The sequence below is a fragment of the Ruegeria sp. BHSB172 genome, assembly GCF_059613165.1.
The window spans coordinates 111,066-124,784 of record NZ_JBXWRZ010000002.1 but is presented as its reverse complement, the minus strand read 5'-3'; the positions used below and the strand labels follow the sequence as shown (position 1 = coordinate 124,784).

General features: G+C 61.6%; 14 protein-coding genes and 1 tRNA gene. 7 read left to right on the top strand and 8 right to left on the bottom strand.

The window, feature by feature from the left end:
• Positions 1-24 precede the first annotated feature (24 nt).
• On the top strand, positions 25-330 hold the full coding sequence (locus AC2FM3_RS01615) for an ATP-binding cassette domain-containing protein (protein WP_496678538.1): 306 nt from the start codon (positions 25-27) through the stop codon (positions 328-330).
• A gap of 44 nt (positions 331-374) precedes the next feature.
• Here AC2FM3_RS01615 and AC2FM3_RS01610 read toward each other — a convergent pair whose 3' ends face one another.
• Genes AC2FM3_RS01610 through AC2FM3_RS01590 form a run of 5 tightly spaced genes read right to left on the bottom strand, consistent with a single transcriptional unit; the run spans position 375 to position 6,143 of the window.
• A complete protein-coding gene (locus AC2FM3_RS01610; RefSeq protein ID WP_496678536.1) occupies positions 375-1,385 on the bottom strand; it encodes an Ldh family oxidoreductase in 1,011 nt (336 codons plus the stop codon).
• A gap of 15 nt (positions 1,386-1,400) precedes the next feature.
• Positions 1,401-2,033 (bottom strand): DUF3726 domain-containing protein, encoded by a 633-nt coding sequence (locus AC2FM3_RS01605; protein WP_496678535.1) that lies wholly within the window; start codon positions 2,031-2,033, stop codon positions 1,401-1,403.
• Positions 2,030-3,667 carry a hypothetical protein gene (locus AC2FM3_RS01600; protein WP_496678669.1) on the bottom strand — a complete coding sequence of 546 codons (1,638 nt, stop codon included), beginning with the start codon at positions 3,665-3,667 and terminating at the stop codon, positions 2,030-2,032. Before AC2FM3_RS01600 ends, AC2FM3_RS01605 begins: the two co-directional genes overlap by 4 nt.
• A 44-nt stretch (positions 3,668-3,711) precedes the next feature.
• Entirely contained in the window at positions 3,712-4,692 is a 981-nt protein-coding gene (locus AC2FM3_RS01595; RefSeq protein WP_496678533.1) for a membrane dipeptidase, read from the bottom strand.
• Entirely contained in the window at positions 4,692-6,143 is a 1,452-nt protein-coding gene (locus tag AC2FM3_RS01590; RefSeq protein WP_496678531.1) for an aldehyde dehydrogenase family protein, read from the bottom strand. The genes AC2FM3_RS01595 and AC2FM3_RS01590 overlap by 1 nt, the downstream gene beginning before the upstream one ends.
• Before the next feature lie 19 nt (positions 6,144-6,162).
• Here AC2FM3_RS01590 and AC2FM3_RS01585 point away from each other — a divergent pair, with 19 nt between their 5' ends.
• Positions 6,163-6,450 carry a LysR family transcriptional regulator gene (locus AC2FM3_RS01585; RefSeq protein WP_496678529.1) on the top strand — a complete coding sequence of 96 codons (288 nt, stop codon included), beginning with the start codon at positions 6,163-6,165 and terminating at the stop codon, positions 6,448-6,450.
• A 165-nt stretch (positions 6,451-6,615) separates the two neighbouring features.
• Here the strand turns inward: AC2FM3_RS01585 and AC2FM3_RS01580 are convergent, their stop codons facing one another.
• Positions 6,616-6,816 (bottom strand): hypothetical protein, encoded by a 201-nt coding sequence (locus AC2FM3_RS01580; protein WP_496678527.1) that lies wholly within the window; start codon positions 6,814-6,816, stop codon positions 6,616-6,618.
• Between the two features lie 65 nt (positions 6,817-6,881).
• On the opposite strand from AC2FM3_RS01580, the gene AC2FM3_RS01575 reads away from it, so the two are divergent.
• Positions 6,882-7,106: a hypothetical protein gene (locus AC2FM3_RS01575; protein WP_496678525.1), complete on the top strand. Its 225-nt coding sequence runs from the start codon at positions 6,882-6,884 to the stop codon at positions 7,104-7,106.
• Positions 7,107-7,289: 183 nt separating this feature from the next.
• On the opposite strand, the gene AC2FM3_RS01570 is transcribed toward AC2FM3_RS01575, so the two are convergent.
• A tRNA-Gln gene (locus AC2FM3_RS01570) sits at positions 7,290-7,364 on the bottom strand.
• 200 nt (positions 7,365-7,564) lie between these two features.
• On the opposite strand from AC2FM3_RS01570, the gene AC2FM3_RS01565 reads away from it, so the two are divergent.
• The gene (locus tag AC2FM3_RS01565; protein WP_496678523.1) at positions 7,565-8,194 is read left to right on the top strand and encodes an alpha/beta fold hydrolase; all 630 of its coding nucleotides are present in this window, start codon (positions 7,565-7,567) and stop codon (positions 8,192-8,194) included.
• A 441-nt stretch (positions 8,195-8,635) separates the two neighbouring features.
• On the opposite strand, the gene AC2FM3_RS01560 is transcribed toward AC2FM3_RS01565, so the two are convergent.
• Entirely contained in the window at positions 8,636-9,124 is a 489-nt protein-coding gene (locus tag AC2FM3_RS01560; protein WP_496678668.1) for an SH3 domain-containing protein, read from the bottom strand.
• Positions 9,125-9,289: 165 nt separating this feature from the next.
• On the opposite strand from AC2FM3_RS01560, the gene AC2FM3_RS01555 reads away from it, so the two are divergent.
• The 3 genes from AC2FM3_RS01555 to AC2FM3_RS01545 all read left to right on the top strand — a co-directional run bounded on the left by AC2FM3_RS01555 (position 9,290) and on the right by AC2FM3_RS01545 (position 13,649).
• Positions 9,290-10,276, top strand: coding sequence for a 2-hydroxyacid dehydrogenase (locus AC2FM3_RS01555; protein WP_496678522.1), 987 nt, complete (start codon positions 9,290-9,292; stop codon positions 10,274-10,276).
• 92 nt (positions 10,277-10,368) lie between these two features.
• Complete coding sequence (ggt, locus tag AC2FM3_RS01550; protein WP_496678520.1) at positions 10,369-12,159, top strand: gamma-glutamyltransferase; 1,791 nt, start codon at positions 10,369-10,371, stop codon at positions 12,157-12,159.
• 92 nt (positions 12,160-12,251) lie between these two features.
• Positions 12,252-13,649 (top strand): FAD-binding oxidoreductase, encoded by a 1,398-nt coding sequence (locus tag AC2FM3_RS01545; RefSeq protein ID WP_496678518.1) that lies wholly within the window; start codon positions 12,252-12,254, stop codon positions 13,647-13,649.
• Positions 13,650-13,719 lie beyond the last annotated feature (70 nt).

The window sequence follows — 13,719 nt, the reverse complement described above, 5'->3', positions numbered from 1 at the left end:
CTATGGTGTCGTGGAATACCAAAAATGGTATCCATTACACTGCAGAGTCTCCATTTTTTGGAAACTCGAAAAGGCACTCCCTTCCGTGTCAAGCGGAAACGCTTTCAAATGTACCGTAAACCTGCAATGCGCTACATTACAGACGTGGAAAAGAATGCATATACAATAAGAAACCTAAAGCGAGTCTACGGCGAAGGGCCTGCGGCCGTGCACGCATTGCGCGGAGTAACTCTAGACATTCCGGAACGAGAAATCGTTGTGCTACTTGGCGCTTCAGGCAGCGGAAAATCGACCTTGCTGAACATTGTCGCGTTGATCAGCCCCGCCTGAGTGGTCCAGTTTGACTGTTAGTGCATAAGCGACCAATTTTCCGTCTAGTCGCCGATAATATTCCTGATCCTTTCGATGGTCGCGTTATCCACTTCGACCCCTTGCAAACGCGCCTTCACTCGATGCTTCCGGCGTCCTTCACCGGGCAGTCGTGCACCGTCCTGCGCCTCAAATGCGTCGGTTAAGCGAGAAAGAAGCGCTGCATATCTGTCGCCGGCCGTTTTCTCGGGATCAATAGCAATGAAGAATTGACCAGTCTTTGGCGGACCGCCGACGGTTCCGGAAAACGGCGAGGCGTCTATCCCGAGCGTAGCGCCTGTCATCAAAACCGCCATCGTCTCGACGAGTAGAGCCGCGCCGACCCCTTTGTAACCTCCTGATGGGGCCATCGATCCCTTCAGCCCGACCTCTGGATCAGTGGTCGGGTTGCCATCGGGGTCCAGCGCCCAACCTACCGGGATCGGCTTACCTTCGCGGGCGTGCTTCATAACTTCGCTCTTGGCGATTGTGCTGGCACTCTGATCGATCAGGATTGCCGGTTCGCGGTCGAGGCCCGGAACGGCGATCGAAAGGGGATTCGTGCCGACCACGGGTTTGGACCCGCCGGATGGAGCTATCGATGCTGGCGCATTGGTGAATCCGAGTCCGACTAGCCCGGATCGCGCCAATTGCGCCGTGTGATAGCCCAGAACGCCACAATTGTAACTGTTTCGAATGGCCAGCGCCGCGATACCTTGTTCGCGCGCCAGTGGCACCAGGCGCTCGAAGCCAAGATCGATCGCAGAATGGGCGAACCCAGTCATTGCATCGACGCGGACCACTGATGGACTGGATACCTCGAGCTTTGGCTGCGCCTGACCGTCGACTTTACCGCAACCTACGTGCTCGCAGTAAATCGGGATGTAGGCCAGGCCGTGACTCGCGATCCCGTCGGCCTCGGTCGCGCTTGTGGCAACGGCAAGTGGCCGTGCATTAGCCTCCGATGTACCAGCCGCCACAAGCGCGCGAAAGCTGAGGTTCTCGATTTCAGCGAGGCTGAGTGTAGTTGTCGGCATTAGTGAAACCTCGGCTTAATCATTGTCGGACAGTCCGGCACCCGCGCCCTTGAGGCGCGACTCCTCGGTGGCCGGCGCATAAGTACGATGGGCAAAGGCCAACAGTGCCGCCCAATCATTCGCGTCGGGATCTGCGCGCAGACGGTGGCTGTATGGCTGATCAATCGTTCCTCCGATACAGATACTGGCCCCAACAGACGAACTCGGAGGCGCACCGCTCGACGACAAAAGCTCGCCGTCTGTACACAAGACCAAATCGTCAAGGACAACCTCTACGGGCTTTTCGAACTCACGGGCCAGAAGAGCGGCAAAGGGTGCCAAAAACACCGGTACAGCCACAGCCCCAAGCCGGATGTCTTTGCCGCCAAGTTCGTGGGCGCGATCTGAAATTGCCGCACCTGTCGCCAGAGGGCACAAAATGCCGCCCCTCGCGGTCCAGGGCTCGCTGCCGGTTTGAGGCAACCACCCAGCGATGTTTTGCCCGTCGATCCGCTCAAGTAGTTCAGTGAGTGCTCTGCAACCGTCAAGATCGCGCGAGCAAAGCCAGCGAGTTGCCTTCCCGGCTTCCTCCGCCAGCCCCCAGGGATAGCCCGCGCCGCGTGCCGCCCTCTTTGCGGTAGCCTCGATCTCATTCAATGACAGGTTCATACCGAGAACTCCGGAAAGACCCAGTCATCAGCATTGGTCGGCGTCAGCTCCTCGGGATACGGCGCGCCCGCGTACATGCAAATGCGCACCCAGCGGTCCGAACGCGGGTCGAAATGCGTTGCTCCGAAAAACGAAAGCTTCGCCCGCAGCATGTCGATCGGCATGACATCTGCTGCGATCGTGTTGTCGTGGATCTCGCCATAGGGCGCGATGCGGCTGATCTGGGCGCGGCGGACGGTGTGGCGATGCTCGGGGTGGTTCAGCAGGAACTCGGCAATCGGCGCATCATCACCCCAGTCTTGCAGCGCGGCGAAGGCCATGGTGGCATCTCGGGCCGGGGCCAGGGGCTGTTCGTAATCCGATACTGGTTCTTCAAAGCGCTCGCCCAGGCGCGGTTCCAGTTTTTCCTCGGACACATACCAGGCTCGGGCGCAATTCTGCGAGTTCTGCCAATCCAGTTTCAGCGCCCAGCCGAATGAAGTCTCCAAAAGCCGCCGGACCTCGCCAATCGGCATTGCGCCATCAATGCGGAACGCGGCCGCGTTGCTGTCCGCCATGCAATGCGCCAGGCCATCAACCAACTGGCCGTACGGTTCTAGAATGAGAGAGGCGACAAGCTCCTGCCCCTCCTCGCTCAACGCGCTTTCGGACCAAAGGACTAGACGGTTCCACGGCTCGGGACCGTCGAGGTTGCTGCCGTCCACGAAATCGCGCAGGCGGCCGAGGTCGCTCCGCAGATCAGAGAGTTTCGCAATCTGAAACGGATGCTCAGACCTCCACTGCGCTACAGAGATCTCTGTTCGCGCTAGTCTGTCCAGAAAGACGGCAATTTCTTCGGATGTAGCTGTGTCAATTGACCGTACGCGAGAGATCGCCTCTTCGCGGGCCATGATCCAGTTGTTGAACAGGATTGGGTGATTGACGATGAAAGGCGCCATTCCCAGTCCAGTTGAATTCCCGATTCCGAGCCGCCGGGCGATTGCTGGATCAAGATCGGCTGCCCGGTCCCCGCCTTTTGCCCGTGCCATGTGCTGGACGAGGTCACGCACGAAGATTCTGGTCAGATAGACCGACAACATCTCGGCCTGGAACGGCACCTGCATCTCGGGGCGGTCGGCGATCGCCTCGCGGTCGGCCGCGCCGAATTTGCCGGATCCGTACACGGCCGTCGTCCGCATCAGGTAGCCGACATCGTCGATCATCCCCGCGTCGGGCTGCCGTCCGGCCGCGAGGGCGTCGACGACATGCCGCCAGAGCCGGACGGAGCGGTTGGCGCGCGACAGCGACAGCTCCCTCTCGGACACGCGGCCGGCCTCCTGCAGGGGAACATTCCGCGCGAGCCGGTCGATATCCTGCGGTGTGGGAACGCCGTCGAACAAGGCGAAGGTGGCGTCCCAGGCCTCGGCGATGACCCGGTCGGACCGCAACTCGTCCGGAAGGTCATGGGCGAAGGACACCAGCGAATAGCTGCGCGTCGGGCCCGTCGCGGTATACACCGCCCGCCCGACGCCTTTTGGGTCGATATCGAAAACGGGGCGGGTGAACGTCCAGCCCTCGCCGGCCAGCCGGCGGGTGAGGATGCGCATGAAGCTCAGACGGCATTGATGTAGAGACCCCAGCCGCCTGAGCGTCATGACCCGGGCCGGGTCCCGCCGCGCGATATGGGGCGCCGTACGGGTCACGACGCCGGGCCGGGGCCGAAACTCTCGGCGAAGAAGCGGTACCAGTTCCACCCCATGATCCCTGCGACCTCGGCGTCGCTCATGCCGACCTCGCGCAGCCCGGCCTCGATAGTCCCGAAATCGCGGTTGTCCCGAAACCAGTCGGGCATCTCCGGGAAACCCGGATTGGACGCGGACCCTTCGCCGTAGTCGATCTGCTTCGTCCAGCGCCCCGTCCGCATCCACTCGACCACGCTGTCGGGCTGATCCTGGCAAAGGTCGGAACCGATCCCGAGGTGATCGGTGCCGAACTTGTCAGCCGTGCGCGCGATCATCTCGCAGAAACTTCGCAGCGTGCAGCCGGATTTGTCGCGCAGGTGATGGGGATAGAGCGAAAAGCCCAGCATGCCCCCGTTCTGCGTCACCGCACTGATGACATCGTCTTTTTTGTTTCTGAGTGCGGGCGACCACGCGTGGGGGTTGGCGTGGGTGATGGCGATCGGGCGGTCCGATATCTCGGCGGCCTCGATCGTGGAGCGGTCGGCCGAATGGCTCATGTCCACGACCAGGCCGACGCGGTTCATCTCGCGGATCACCTGCCGTCCCATGCGGGTGATGCCGGTATCCTCGGCCTCGTAGCATCCGGTCGCCAGCAAGGACTGGTTGTTGTAGGTCAGCTGCATGAAGCGCGCGCCCAGCGTGTGAACGATCTCGACCAGCCCGATGTCGTCCTCGATCGGGCTGGGGTTTTGAAACCCGAAGAAGATCGCCGTCCGCCCGGTCTCGCGCGCGGTGTCTATGTCGCCGGCCCACCGCCCCTTCATGATCAAGTCGGGATGGGTTTCGAACCACCGGTTCCAGGTCTCGAAGTTCAGAACGGTTTCGCGGAAAGTCTCGTGATAGGCGATGGTGACGTGCACCGCATCGACGCCGCCTTCCCGCATCTGCCGGAAGATCTTCTCGGACCAGTTGGCGTATTGAAGACCGTCGATCCGCATCAGCTCGGACTACCTGCGCTGATGTAGGCGGTTTTGACCGTCGTGTAGAACTCTGCCGCAGCCCGTCCCTGTTCCCTTGGACCATAGGAACTGTCGCCGCGTCCCCCGAATGGCACATGATAGTCAGTTCCCGCCGTCGGAAGATTGACCGTAACGACGCCGGTCCGGGCATTTCGCCGGAAATGGGTAGCACGGGCGAGATCGCGGGTGACAATCCCGGATGTCAGCCCAAAATTCGTGTCGTTAACTGTCGCCAATGCCTCTTCATAGCTGTCGACCCGGATCACCGCGGTCAGCGGCGCAAACATTTCTTCCCGATTGATGCGCATGGTATTGTTTGTATTTAGAAAAACACCAGGTGACATATAGTAACCGTCGTGGGGCAAATCGAGCCGTTCTCCTCCGCAGGCGAGTTCAGCCCCCTCGGATTTCCCGAGCTCGACATAAGCAAGGTTCTCCCCTAGTTGCTGGGCGCTAACGACTGGGCCCATCTGGGTGCCGTCCTCGAGTGCGTGGCCAACCTTCATGGCCTTTGCACCGGCCACGAGCTTTTCGACGAAAGCGTCGTGAACAGAAGAATGCACAATCAGCCGGGAGGATGCCGTGCACTTCTGACCCGTCCCGCCGAACGCGCCGCCCAACGCGACCGATACAGCGAGATCAAGGTCTCCGTCGTCCATGACGGCGAGAGCGTTTTTCGAGCCCATCTCCATCTGGACCTTGGTGAGGTTTTGAATAGCCGCTGCGGCAATCCCCCTGCCGACCGGAACGGACCCGGTAAACGAAATCGCATTCACTATCGGGCTTTCGACGAGTCGTTGCCCTACTGCACGTCCCGATCCCATCAACAGTGAAAAAAGACCTTTAGGTATGTCCTGTTTAGCGATTATTTCGCTTAGAGCGACCGCTGAAGCCGGCGTGGCATTGGCGGGTTTCCAGATAACCGCGTTTCCATAGCAAAGCGCCGGCGCGATCTTCCAGGAAGCGGTCGCGGTCGGGAAGTTCCAGGGTGAGATAACGGCGACAACGCCGACCGGTTCTCGACGCACGTCGATTTCAACTCCCGCTCGAACGCTATCTGCGTTCTCGCCGATCTGGCGCAGGCACTCGGCGGCATAGTAAGTGAAGAACTGACCGGCGCGGTACACCTCGCCTTTGCCCTCCGCCAGTGGCTTGCCTTCTTCACGACTTAGAAGCGTGCCGAGTTCATCAGACCGGGCCATGAGTTCGTTGCCAATGTCCATCAGAACAGCTTGTCTGCGCTCAATCCCGACAGCGGCCCACTCCCTTTGTGCGTTCCGGGCCTGATCGAGAGCAGCGTCTATCTGATCGGGACTCGCTTGCGCGAATAAGCCGACCAGATCGCTTAGATCGGATGGGTTGCGGTTTTCGACTTCGCTCTCACCCGCAACCCACTCCCCTGCAATGAAATTTTTCTTTGCGTATGACATGCCCCGGCCCAGATGATTGATGGGCAAACATGGACCTTGCACGCCATATCAGTCAAACTTAATCTTCAGGAAGTTTGAAGCTGTGATCAAGATCGAAATGCTCCGTTGCATTGGAGCGGTGGCTCAGGCCGGTAACCTTGCCGACGCGGCCATTCGACTGGGGCGAACGCAATCCGCCTTTTCGAAGACCCTGAAGCACTTGGAAGAACACCTTGGCCAGCCGCTTTTTGAAAGCGAGAGGAAAAACCGTCTGTCTCCGCTTGGGCACGAAGTCTTTCGCTCGCTCAGCAGCAGTTGCGTCAATTAGACGATACCATTGACGCCATTGAATCTGCCGCACAGGCACCTCCCCGCGGAAGAGGTTCAAAGGCTGATCGCCGATCTCATCAGAGCGAGATTGGAGAGACACGATGTTGCGACGCGTCTTATCCGGTATCTATCTGCATCAGAGGTTGGCGCCACATCTGCCAAACTACATGAGGTGCAAAAGACACAGGACTGTCTGGCGTTGGTCGAGCGGGCAGATATCGCGCCAGGCGATATCGTCGTTCGTATGCACGTCGAAGACATCTCGAAGCTGGTTTAGTGCGATCCGGAAAAGATCGACCCGGATCAGCTCATCATCCAAGGCCCATTCCGGATGCGCAGAAGGGGCGTTGAGCTGAAACTGCATCTTGGAGATGCGCCGACTGAGATTGATAGAATGCTCGTGCGAACATCGGAAATGCACAGCGATGGATGGCGATGATCCTCGACGGCAAATCCTTTGCAGAGATTGCGGATGCGGAAGGGACTTCAAAGCGGCGGATCCAAGACGTGGTTGATCTGGCACTGCTCGCACCATTTGTCTTGGAGGCGATTGCCGCGTGTGAGCAGCCAGATGGTCTGACCTCTGATTACCTGATCAAGTCCGGCGTTCCCGCGATATGGTCGGAACAGCGCGAAACCTTCGCGAAGCTGTAAGTCAAAACCTCGCAAAAACTACCAAACTCGTACCGCCGGAATGGCGAACAGAGACTGCGGCGATAAATCGACCGGATGTGTGCTCTGCTTTGGGTCTCGTTTTGAAACTGGCCAAACTAACAGGCTGAAGCTCAGGCACTTAATTGAGTGCAGGTTGCAGGCGGCTATTTTTAGAGAAGTGTTTGGCTGGGGTGGTAGGATTCGAACCTACGATACACGGTACCAAAAACCGCTGCCTTACCACTTGGCTACACCCCAACGGTGAGCGGCTACTTACGATTGTTGTTGGCGGGGTTCAAGGGCTTTCGAAGAAAAAATTCGGGCGAACAAAAATTTTTTTGCACCCGTCTCATCAGGTGTGCAGCAGTGCTGCACTAACCCTGTTTTCGGCTTGGCGGTTTGGAAAGCTCGGGCTCGATCCTGAACGCCATCAATGTCCGAAAGGGGCAGTGTATCATATGGGCTTCAAGTACGCGAAGGGTTGGATCAATGGCGGTGAAATCGCGGCGGGGGTGTCGAAGATTTGCGCCAAAGACGGACTGCGTTTCGTGACATTCATGCTGTCGCCCTGCCGCCGGCATGCCAGCCTGGGGAAGGCAAAGGGAAGGATCCAAATGAAGGTGCTGGGCACGCCGGACCACAGGTTCAGTGACCTGCCGGATTGCGGCTTTGTACCCAACTACCTGATGGTGGATGACACCGAAGGCAGCGAATTGCGGGTCCACTATCTGGACGAAGGGCCGAAGGCTGCGTTTCCGGTACCAATGATGCACGGAGAACCATCCTGGTCGTACCTGTATCGTCACATGATCCGGCCCGTCGCCGCAGCCGGACTCCGGGTCATCGCGCCCGATCGTGCAGGCTTTGGAAAATCGGACAAACCTGTCGAGCGGACCGATTTTACCTATGCGCGCCACGTGTTTCGGTTGAGGCGGGTGTTGCGTCGCCTCGATCTGCGTGACACCACCCCGTTTCGTCAGGACTGGGGCGGGCTGATCGGGCAGCGACTGTGGGCCGAAATACCGGATCGGTTCGCGCGGATCATGGTCGCGAACGCGGCGCTGCTCACAGGCGACCAGCCTCTGTAGCGCGGCGTTCGCCGCGTAGCGCCGGTTCAGCCAGGAAACGCCTGAGTTTCGCGCCGGGCGAAACGTCCATGGCGGAGCGGTGTCCACGCTGTCCGAGGTCGAGGTCTCCGACTATGACGCGCCGTTCCCGGATGATGGCCACAAGGCGGGAGCGCATAAGTTTCCCGTGCCGGTGCCAGACCGGCCGGACGACCGGGAATCCGAGTCGAATCGCAAGGCCATGGCCGTCATCCGAAACTTACTGACGCCGGTCCTGACGGACTTTGGCGCCGAAGACCGGATATGGCCGGCGCGGACCGCGTGTTTCAGGAACTCTGTCCGAGTGCCGCAGGACAGCCGCATCTACGTCAGCCCAAAGCCGGGCATCCTCTGCAGGAGGATGTACCCGAAGCGCTTGTTAAAACCTTATTGGGTTTTGTCCGGCGCACGTCCTGATCCCGGTTATTCGCGGATTTCGTTCGGGTCCACGCCCCATAGGTTGCTTTTGGGCGCCCAGCCGCCATAGCCGCCGGCCGAAATGCGACACCAGTCAATGTTGCAACTGCCTAGGCGGGCCACCACGCCGGATTCGAATTGCGCATTGATCAGTGCGCCCGGATCGGGGCTGGCGCGCACCGGCAGCATGTCGGCTTCGACCAGGACGGTGCGAACGCCTGACAGCAGGGCATAATGCACCCAGCCTCCGGCGCCGTCGCGGTCTTGAACTTTACGCCAGTTGCCGTATTCGGCCACCACCTGCAGCGGCATGCCGCGCCTTTTGAACACCCAGTCGATCCGGTGGGTCAGCGACGGGCCGCGGCGCACGTTGGCCTCGGCGGCCTTCATCGAGACATAGCGTGGAATCGGTAGGTTGGTGACCTGGCCGCGGACCTGCTCCGCATGGGCGGAAGAAACGCCGAGACCACCGAACAGCGCCGTCACAATGCCCAGAAGCGGGCGTTTCAGCCGGAAAAAAGCGCTCACTGCCTGCTCTTACGCCTGTCGATCGTGATTCAAAAAGGTGGGGATGATGCCCCAGGGGTTCTTGTGCCCCAACTGATCCTGCGCCACGATGCCATGGCGCGCGTCGGATTGCAAAGCAGTAGGAGGGCTGAGGTGCCGAGAGAACGTCTGAGTGTTGTTGTAACGCGACGGTTGCCCGAAGTGGTGGAAACACGGCTGAGCGAGCTGTTCGATGTCAGGCTGCGGGACGATGACACGCCCATGACGCGCGACGAACTAGCGGCCGCCGTGAAAGAGGCCGACGTGCTGGTCCCGACGATCACCGACTCGATCGATGCGGGGCTTTTGGGCCAGGCCGGCGAGCGGCTGCGCTTGATTGCGAATTACGGCGCCGGGGTTGACCACATCGACGTCGCCACCGCCAGGCAGCGCGGCATTTTGGTGTCCAACACCCCCGGGGTGCTGACCGATGATACGGCCGACATGACCATGGCGCTGATTCTGGCGGTGACACGCCGCATCCCCGAGGGACTTTCGATCATGCAGAAAGGCGACTGGGCCGGCTGGGCGCCGACCGCCTTGCTGGGCGGCCGCATCGGTGGGCGGCGTCTGGGGATCCTGGGCATGGGCCGCATCGGGCAAGCCGTCGCGCGCCGTGCCGCGGCATTCGGCATGCAGATCCATTACCACAACCGTCGTCGCCTCCGCCCAGAGATCGAACAGGAGTTGCAGGCCACCTATTGGGAAAGCCTGGACCAGATGGTGGCGCGGATGGACGTGATCTCGATCAACTGCCCTTCGACCCCGTCCACCTTTCACCTGATGAATGCGCGGCGGTTGAAGCTGATGAAACCCAGCGCGGTGATCGTGAACACGTCGCGTGGCGAGGTGCTGGATGAAAATGCGCTGACCCGGATGATCCGCGCGGGCGAGATCGCGGGCGCCGGTCTGGATGTCTATGAACACGGAACCGACGTGAACCCCCGCCTGCGTCAGCTGCCGAACGTCGTGTTGCTGCCGCATATGGGGTCGGCCACGCTGGAAGGGCGGATCGAAATGGGTGAAAAGGTCATCATCAACATCAAGACCTTCGAAGATGGGCATCGCCCGCCCGATCAGGTCGTGCCTGCGATGTTGTGAGTTTGCTCCCGGCCAGTCATCGCGCGGCCGGGATTTTTTTGGGGCCCGCTAGGCGCGGCCCACAGCAAAATTTTTTTCGGGAGGACTTCAGGATGCGTGTTTTGTTTTCTGGATTGGCGCTTGCGGCGCTGGCTTTGGCCGGCCCTTCGATCTCACAGGAAGCCGCCGATGCCGTGGCCCCCGAGGCCGCCTCGGAAGGTCAGGTTCTGGCGCTGACCGAACAAGCCCTGGCCGCGCTCGAGGCCAAGGCGGCCGGTCGGCCGGTTTCGGCGCAGAACTGGATGGTGGCCGCAGCCAATCCGCTGGCGGTCGAGGCGGGTGCCAGGGTGCTGCGCAACGGAGGCTCGGCGGCCGATGCCATGATTGCAGTACAGGTGGTGCTGGGCTTGGTCGAGCCGCAATCGTCAGGCCTGGGCGGCGGAGCATTCCTGGTCTGGTACGATGCGGCAAAGCAGTCTTTGACCACGCTTGACGGGCGGGAAACCGCGCCGCGCGCTGCCACGCCGACCTTGTTTCAGGACGAAAATGGCGAACCGCTGAAGTTCTTCGATGCCGTTGTGGGCGGCCTGTCGGTCGGCACGCCCGGTACGCCTGCTTTGCTGGAGGACGCGCACCGGCGCTGGGGGCGCACGCCGTGGCCCGGCCTGTTCGAGGATGGCATCCGCCTGGCCAAGGAAGGCTTCGTGGTCTCGCCCCGGCTGGCCAGTCTGGTGGCCGCCGATGCCGAGCGTCTGTCGCGGTTCCCCGCCACGGCCGAGTATTTCCTGCCGGGCGGCACGCCCATTCAGCAAGGCCAGCGGCTGACCAACCCCGACTATGCCCGGACCCTGCGCATTCTGGCCCGCGAGGGGGCCGCCGGTTTCTATGGCGGCGAGATCGCGGCAGATATCGTCAGCACCGTCCGAAACGCACCGGGCAACCCGGGCGTCCTGTCGGGGGGGGATCTGGCGCTGTATCAGGTGATCGAACGCGAACCGGTCTGCACCGAATATCGCGCCTATGAGGTCTGCGGGATGGGGCCGCCGTCCTCGGGTGCGCTGACGGTGGGGCAGATCCTGGGCCTTTTGAACGGGTTCGATCTGGCGGCGCTGGGTCCTGACAGCGCCGAGGCCTGGCGGCTGATCGGCGACGCCTCGCGCCTGGCCTTCGCGGATCGGGGCCGGTACATGGCCGATAGCGACTTTGTTCCCATGCCCACGCAGGGGCTGGTCGATCCGGACTATCTGTCGGGGCGCGCCGCATTGCTGAACGGCCCCGCGGCCCTGACCGAGGTGGCTCCGGGAATGCCCGAATTCGATCACGCCCTGAACTGGGCCGACGATGTTTCGATCGAACTGCCCTCGACCTCGCATATTTCCATCGTCGATGCCGCTGGCAACGTTCTGTCGATGACGACGACCATCGAGAACGGGTTCGGCTCGCGCCTGATGACCAACGGGTTCCTGCTGAACAACGAACTGACCGATTTTTCGTTCCGCACCCACAAGGACGGCGTGCCAATCGCCAACCGGCTGGAGCCGGGCAAGCGCCCCCGGTCGTCGATGAGCCCGACCATCGTCCTGCAGGACGGAGAGCCGGTTCTGGCGATCGGATCGCCCGGCGGCAGCCGCATCATCGGCTATGTCGCCAAGTCCATCATTGCCTGGGCCGACTGGGGCATGGACGCGCAGCAGGCGGTCGCCCTGCCGCATCTGGTCAACCGCTTCGGCACCTATGACGTGGAGGCCGGGACCGAGGCCGAGGGGCTTGCCGATGCGCTGGCCGGGCTGGGGTTCGAGGTGAACGCGCGCGATCTGACATCGGGTCTGCACGCAATCGAGATCCGCGACGGGTTGCGCGGTGGCGCGGACCCCCGGCGCGAGGGCATCGCGCTGGGCGAGTGATCACGTCGCAGGGGCCGGGGATTGCCTGCCGCGCGCGGGCAATCTAGTCATTGAAACGCTTTGCGCAGAGTGGATCAGAAAAGGGGGATGCCATGGGCCGTGCAGCCACATTGGAGAGAAACGCGGCGGGGATCGAGACCGCAATCGGCATTCTCAAGCAGCGTTTCGGCGACCGTTTGCAAACCGGCGCCTCGGTGCGCGAACAGCACGGGCACACCACGACCTGGATCGAGAACCAGAGCCCGGATGCGGTGATCTTTGCCGCCTCCACCGAAGAAGTGGCCGAAATCGTTGAAACTTGCGCCGCGCACAAGGTGCCGGTCATTCCGTTCGGAACGGGCACGTCGCTGGAAGGGCATGTGAACGCGCCGGCGGGCGGAGTCTGCATTGATCTGGGCCAGATGAACAGGATTCTGGCCGTGAACGAGGGCGATCTGGACTGCATCGTCCAGCCCGGTGTCACGCGTGAACAGTTGAACACCCACCTGCGTGACAAGGGGCTGTTCTTTCCAATCGACCCCGGCGCGAATGCCTCGCTGGGTGGCATGGCCGCAACGCGGGCATCCGGCACCAACGCGGTGCGCTACGGGACGATGAAGGACAATGTCCTGAGCCTGGAAGCCGTCATGCCCGACGGCCGGATCATCCGCACCGGCCACCGCGCAAAAAAAACCTCGGCCGGGTATGATCTGACCCGGCTGCTGATCGGCGCCGAAGGCACGTTGGGGGTGATCACCCAGTTGACCTTGCGCCTGCATGGCATCCCCGAGGCGATCACCTCAGCACGGTGTTCCTTTCCGTCCGTCGATGCGGCCTGCCAGGCGGTGATGGCCACCATCCAATACGGTGTGCCGGTGGCGCGGATCGAACTTCTGGACCAGCTGTCCGTCAGGGCCGCCAATGCCTATTCCGGCCTCGATCTGCCCGAGACGCCGCTGCTGCTGCTCGAGTTCCACGGCTCAGACGCGGGCGCCGCCGAACAGGCCGAGACTTTCGGCGACATCGCCGACGAATTCGGTGGGACCGGGTTCGCGGCAACCGCGACCGTGGAAGAGCGCAACAAGCTGTGGCAGGCGCGGCACGACATGTACTGGGCCTCGTTGCAGCTGCGGCCGGGCGCGCGCGGGATCTCGACCGATGTCTGCGTGCCGATTTCGCGCCTGGCGGAATGCGTGACCGCGGCTCAGGACAAGGCGGCAGAGCTTGGCCTGTTGGCGCCTGTCGTCGGTCACGTCGGCGACGGCAATTTCCATACGCTGCTGCTGATCGACATGGACAACCCGGACGAGGTCGCCAAGGCCGAGGACTTCGTCGGCTGGCTGAACGATCTGGCCATCTCGATGGAGGGAACCTGCACGGGCGAACACGGGATCGGGCAGGGCAAGAAGCCTTACCTGACGCGGGAACTCGGGCCGGCCGTCGATTACATGCGGGCGATCAAGGCCGCGCTGGATCCGCACAACATCATGAACCCGGGCAAGATCGTCTGATCTGAACCGGATGGTCGGTCTTGGCAAAGGCAGTCGGGAACAGGTGAAAGAGGCGCGGCGCTTCATCCGC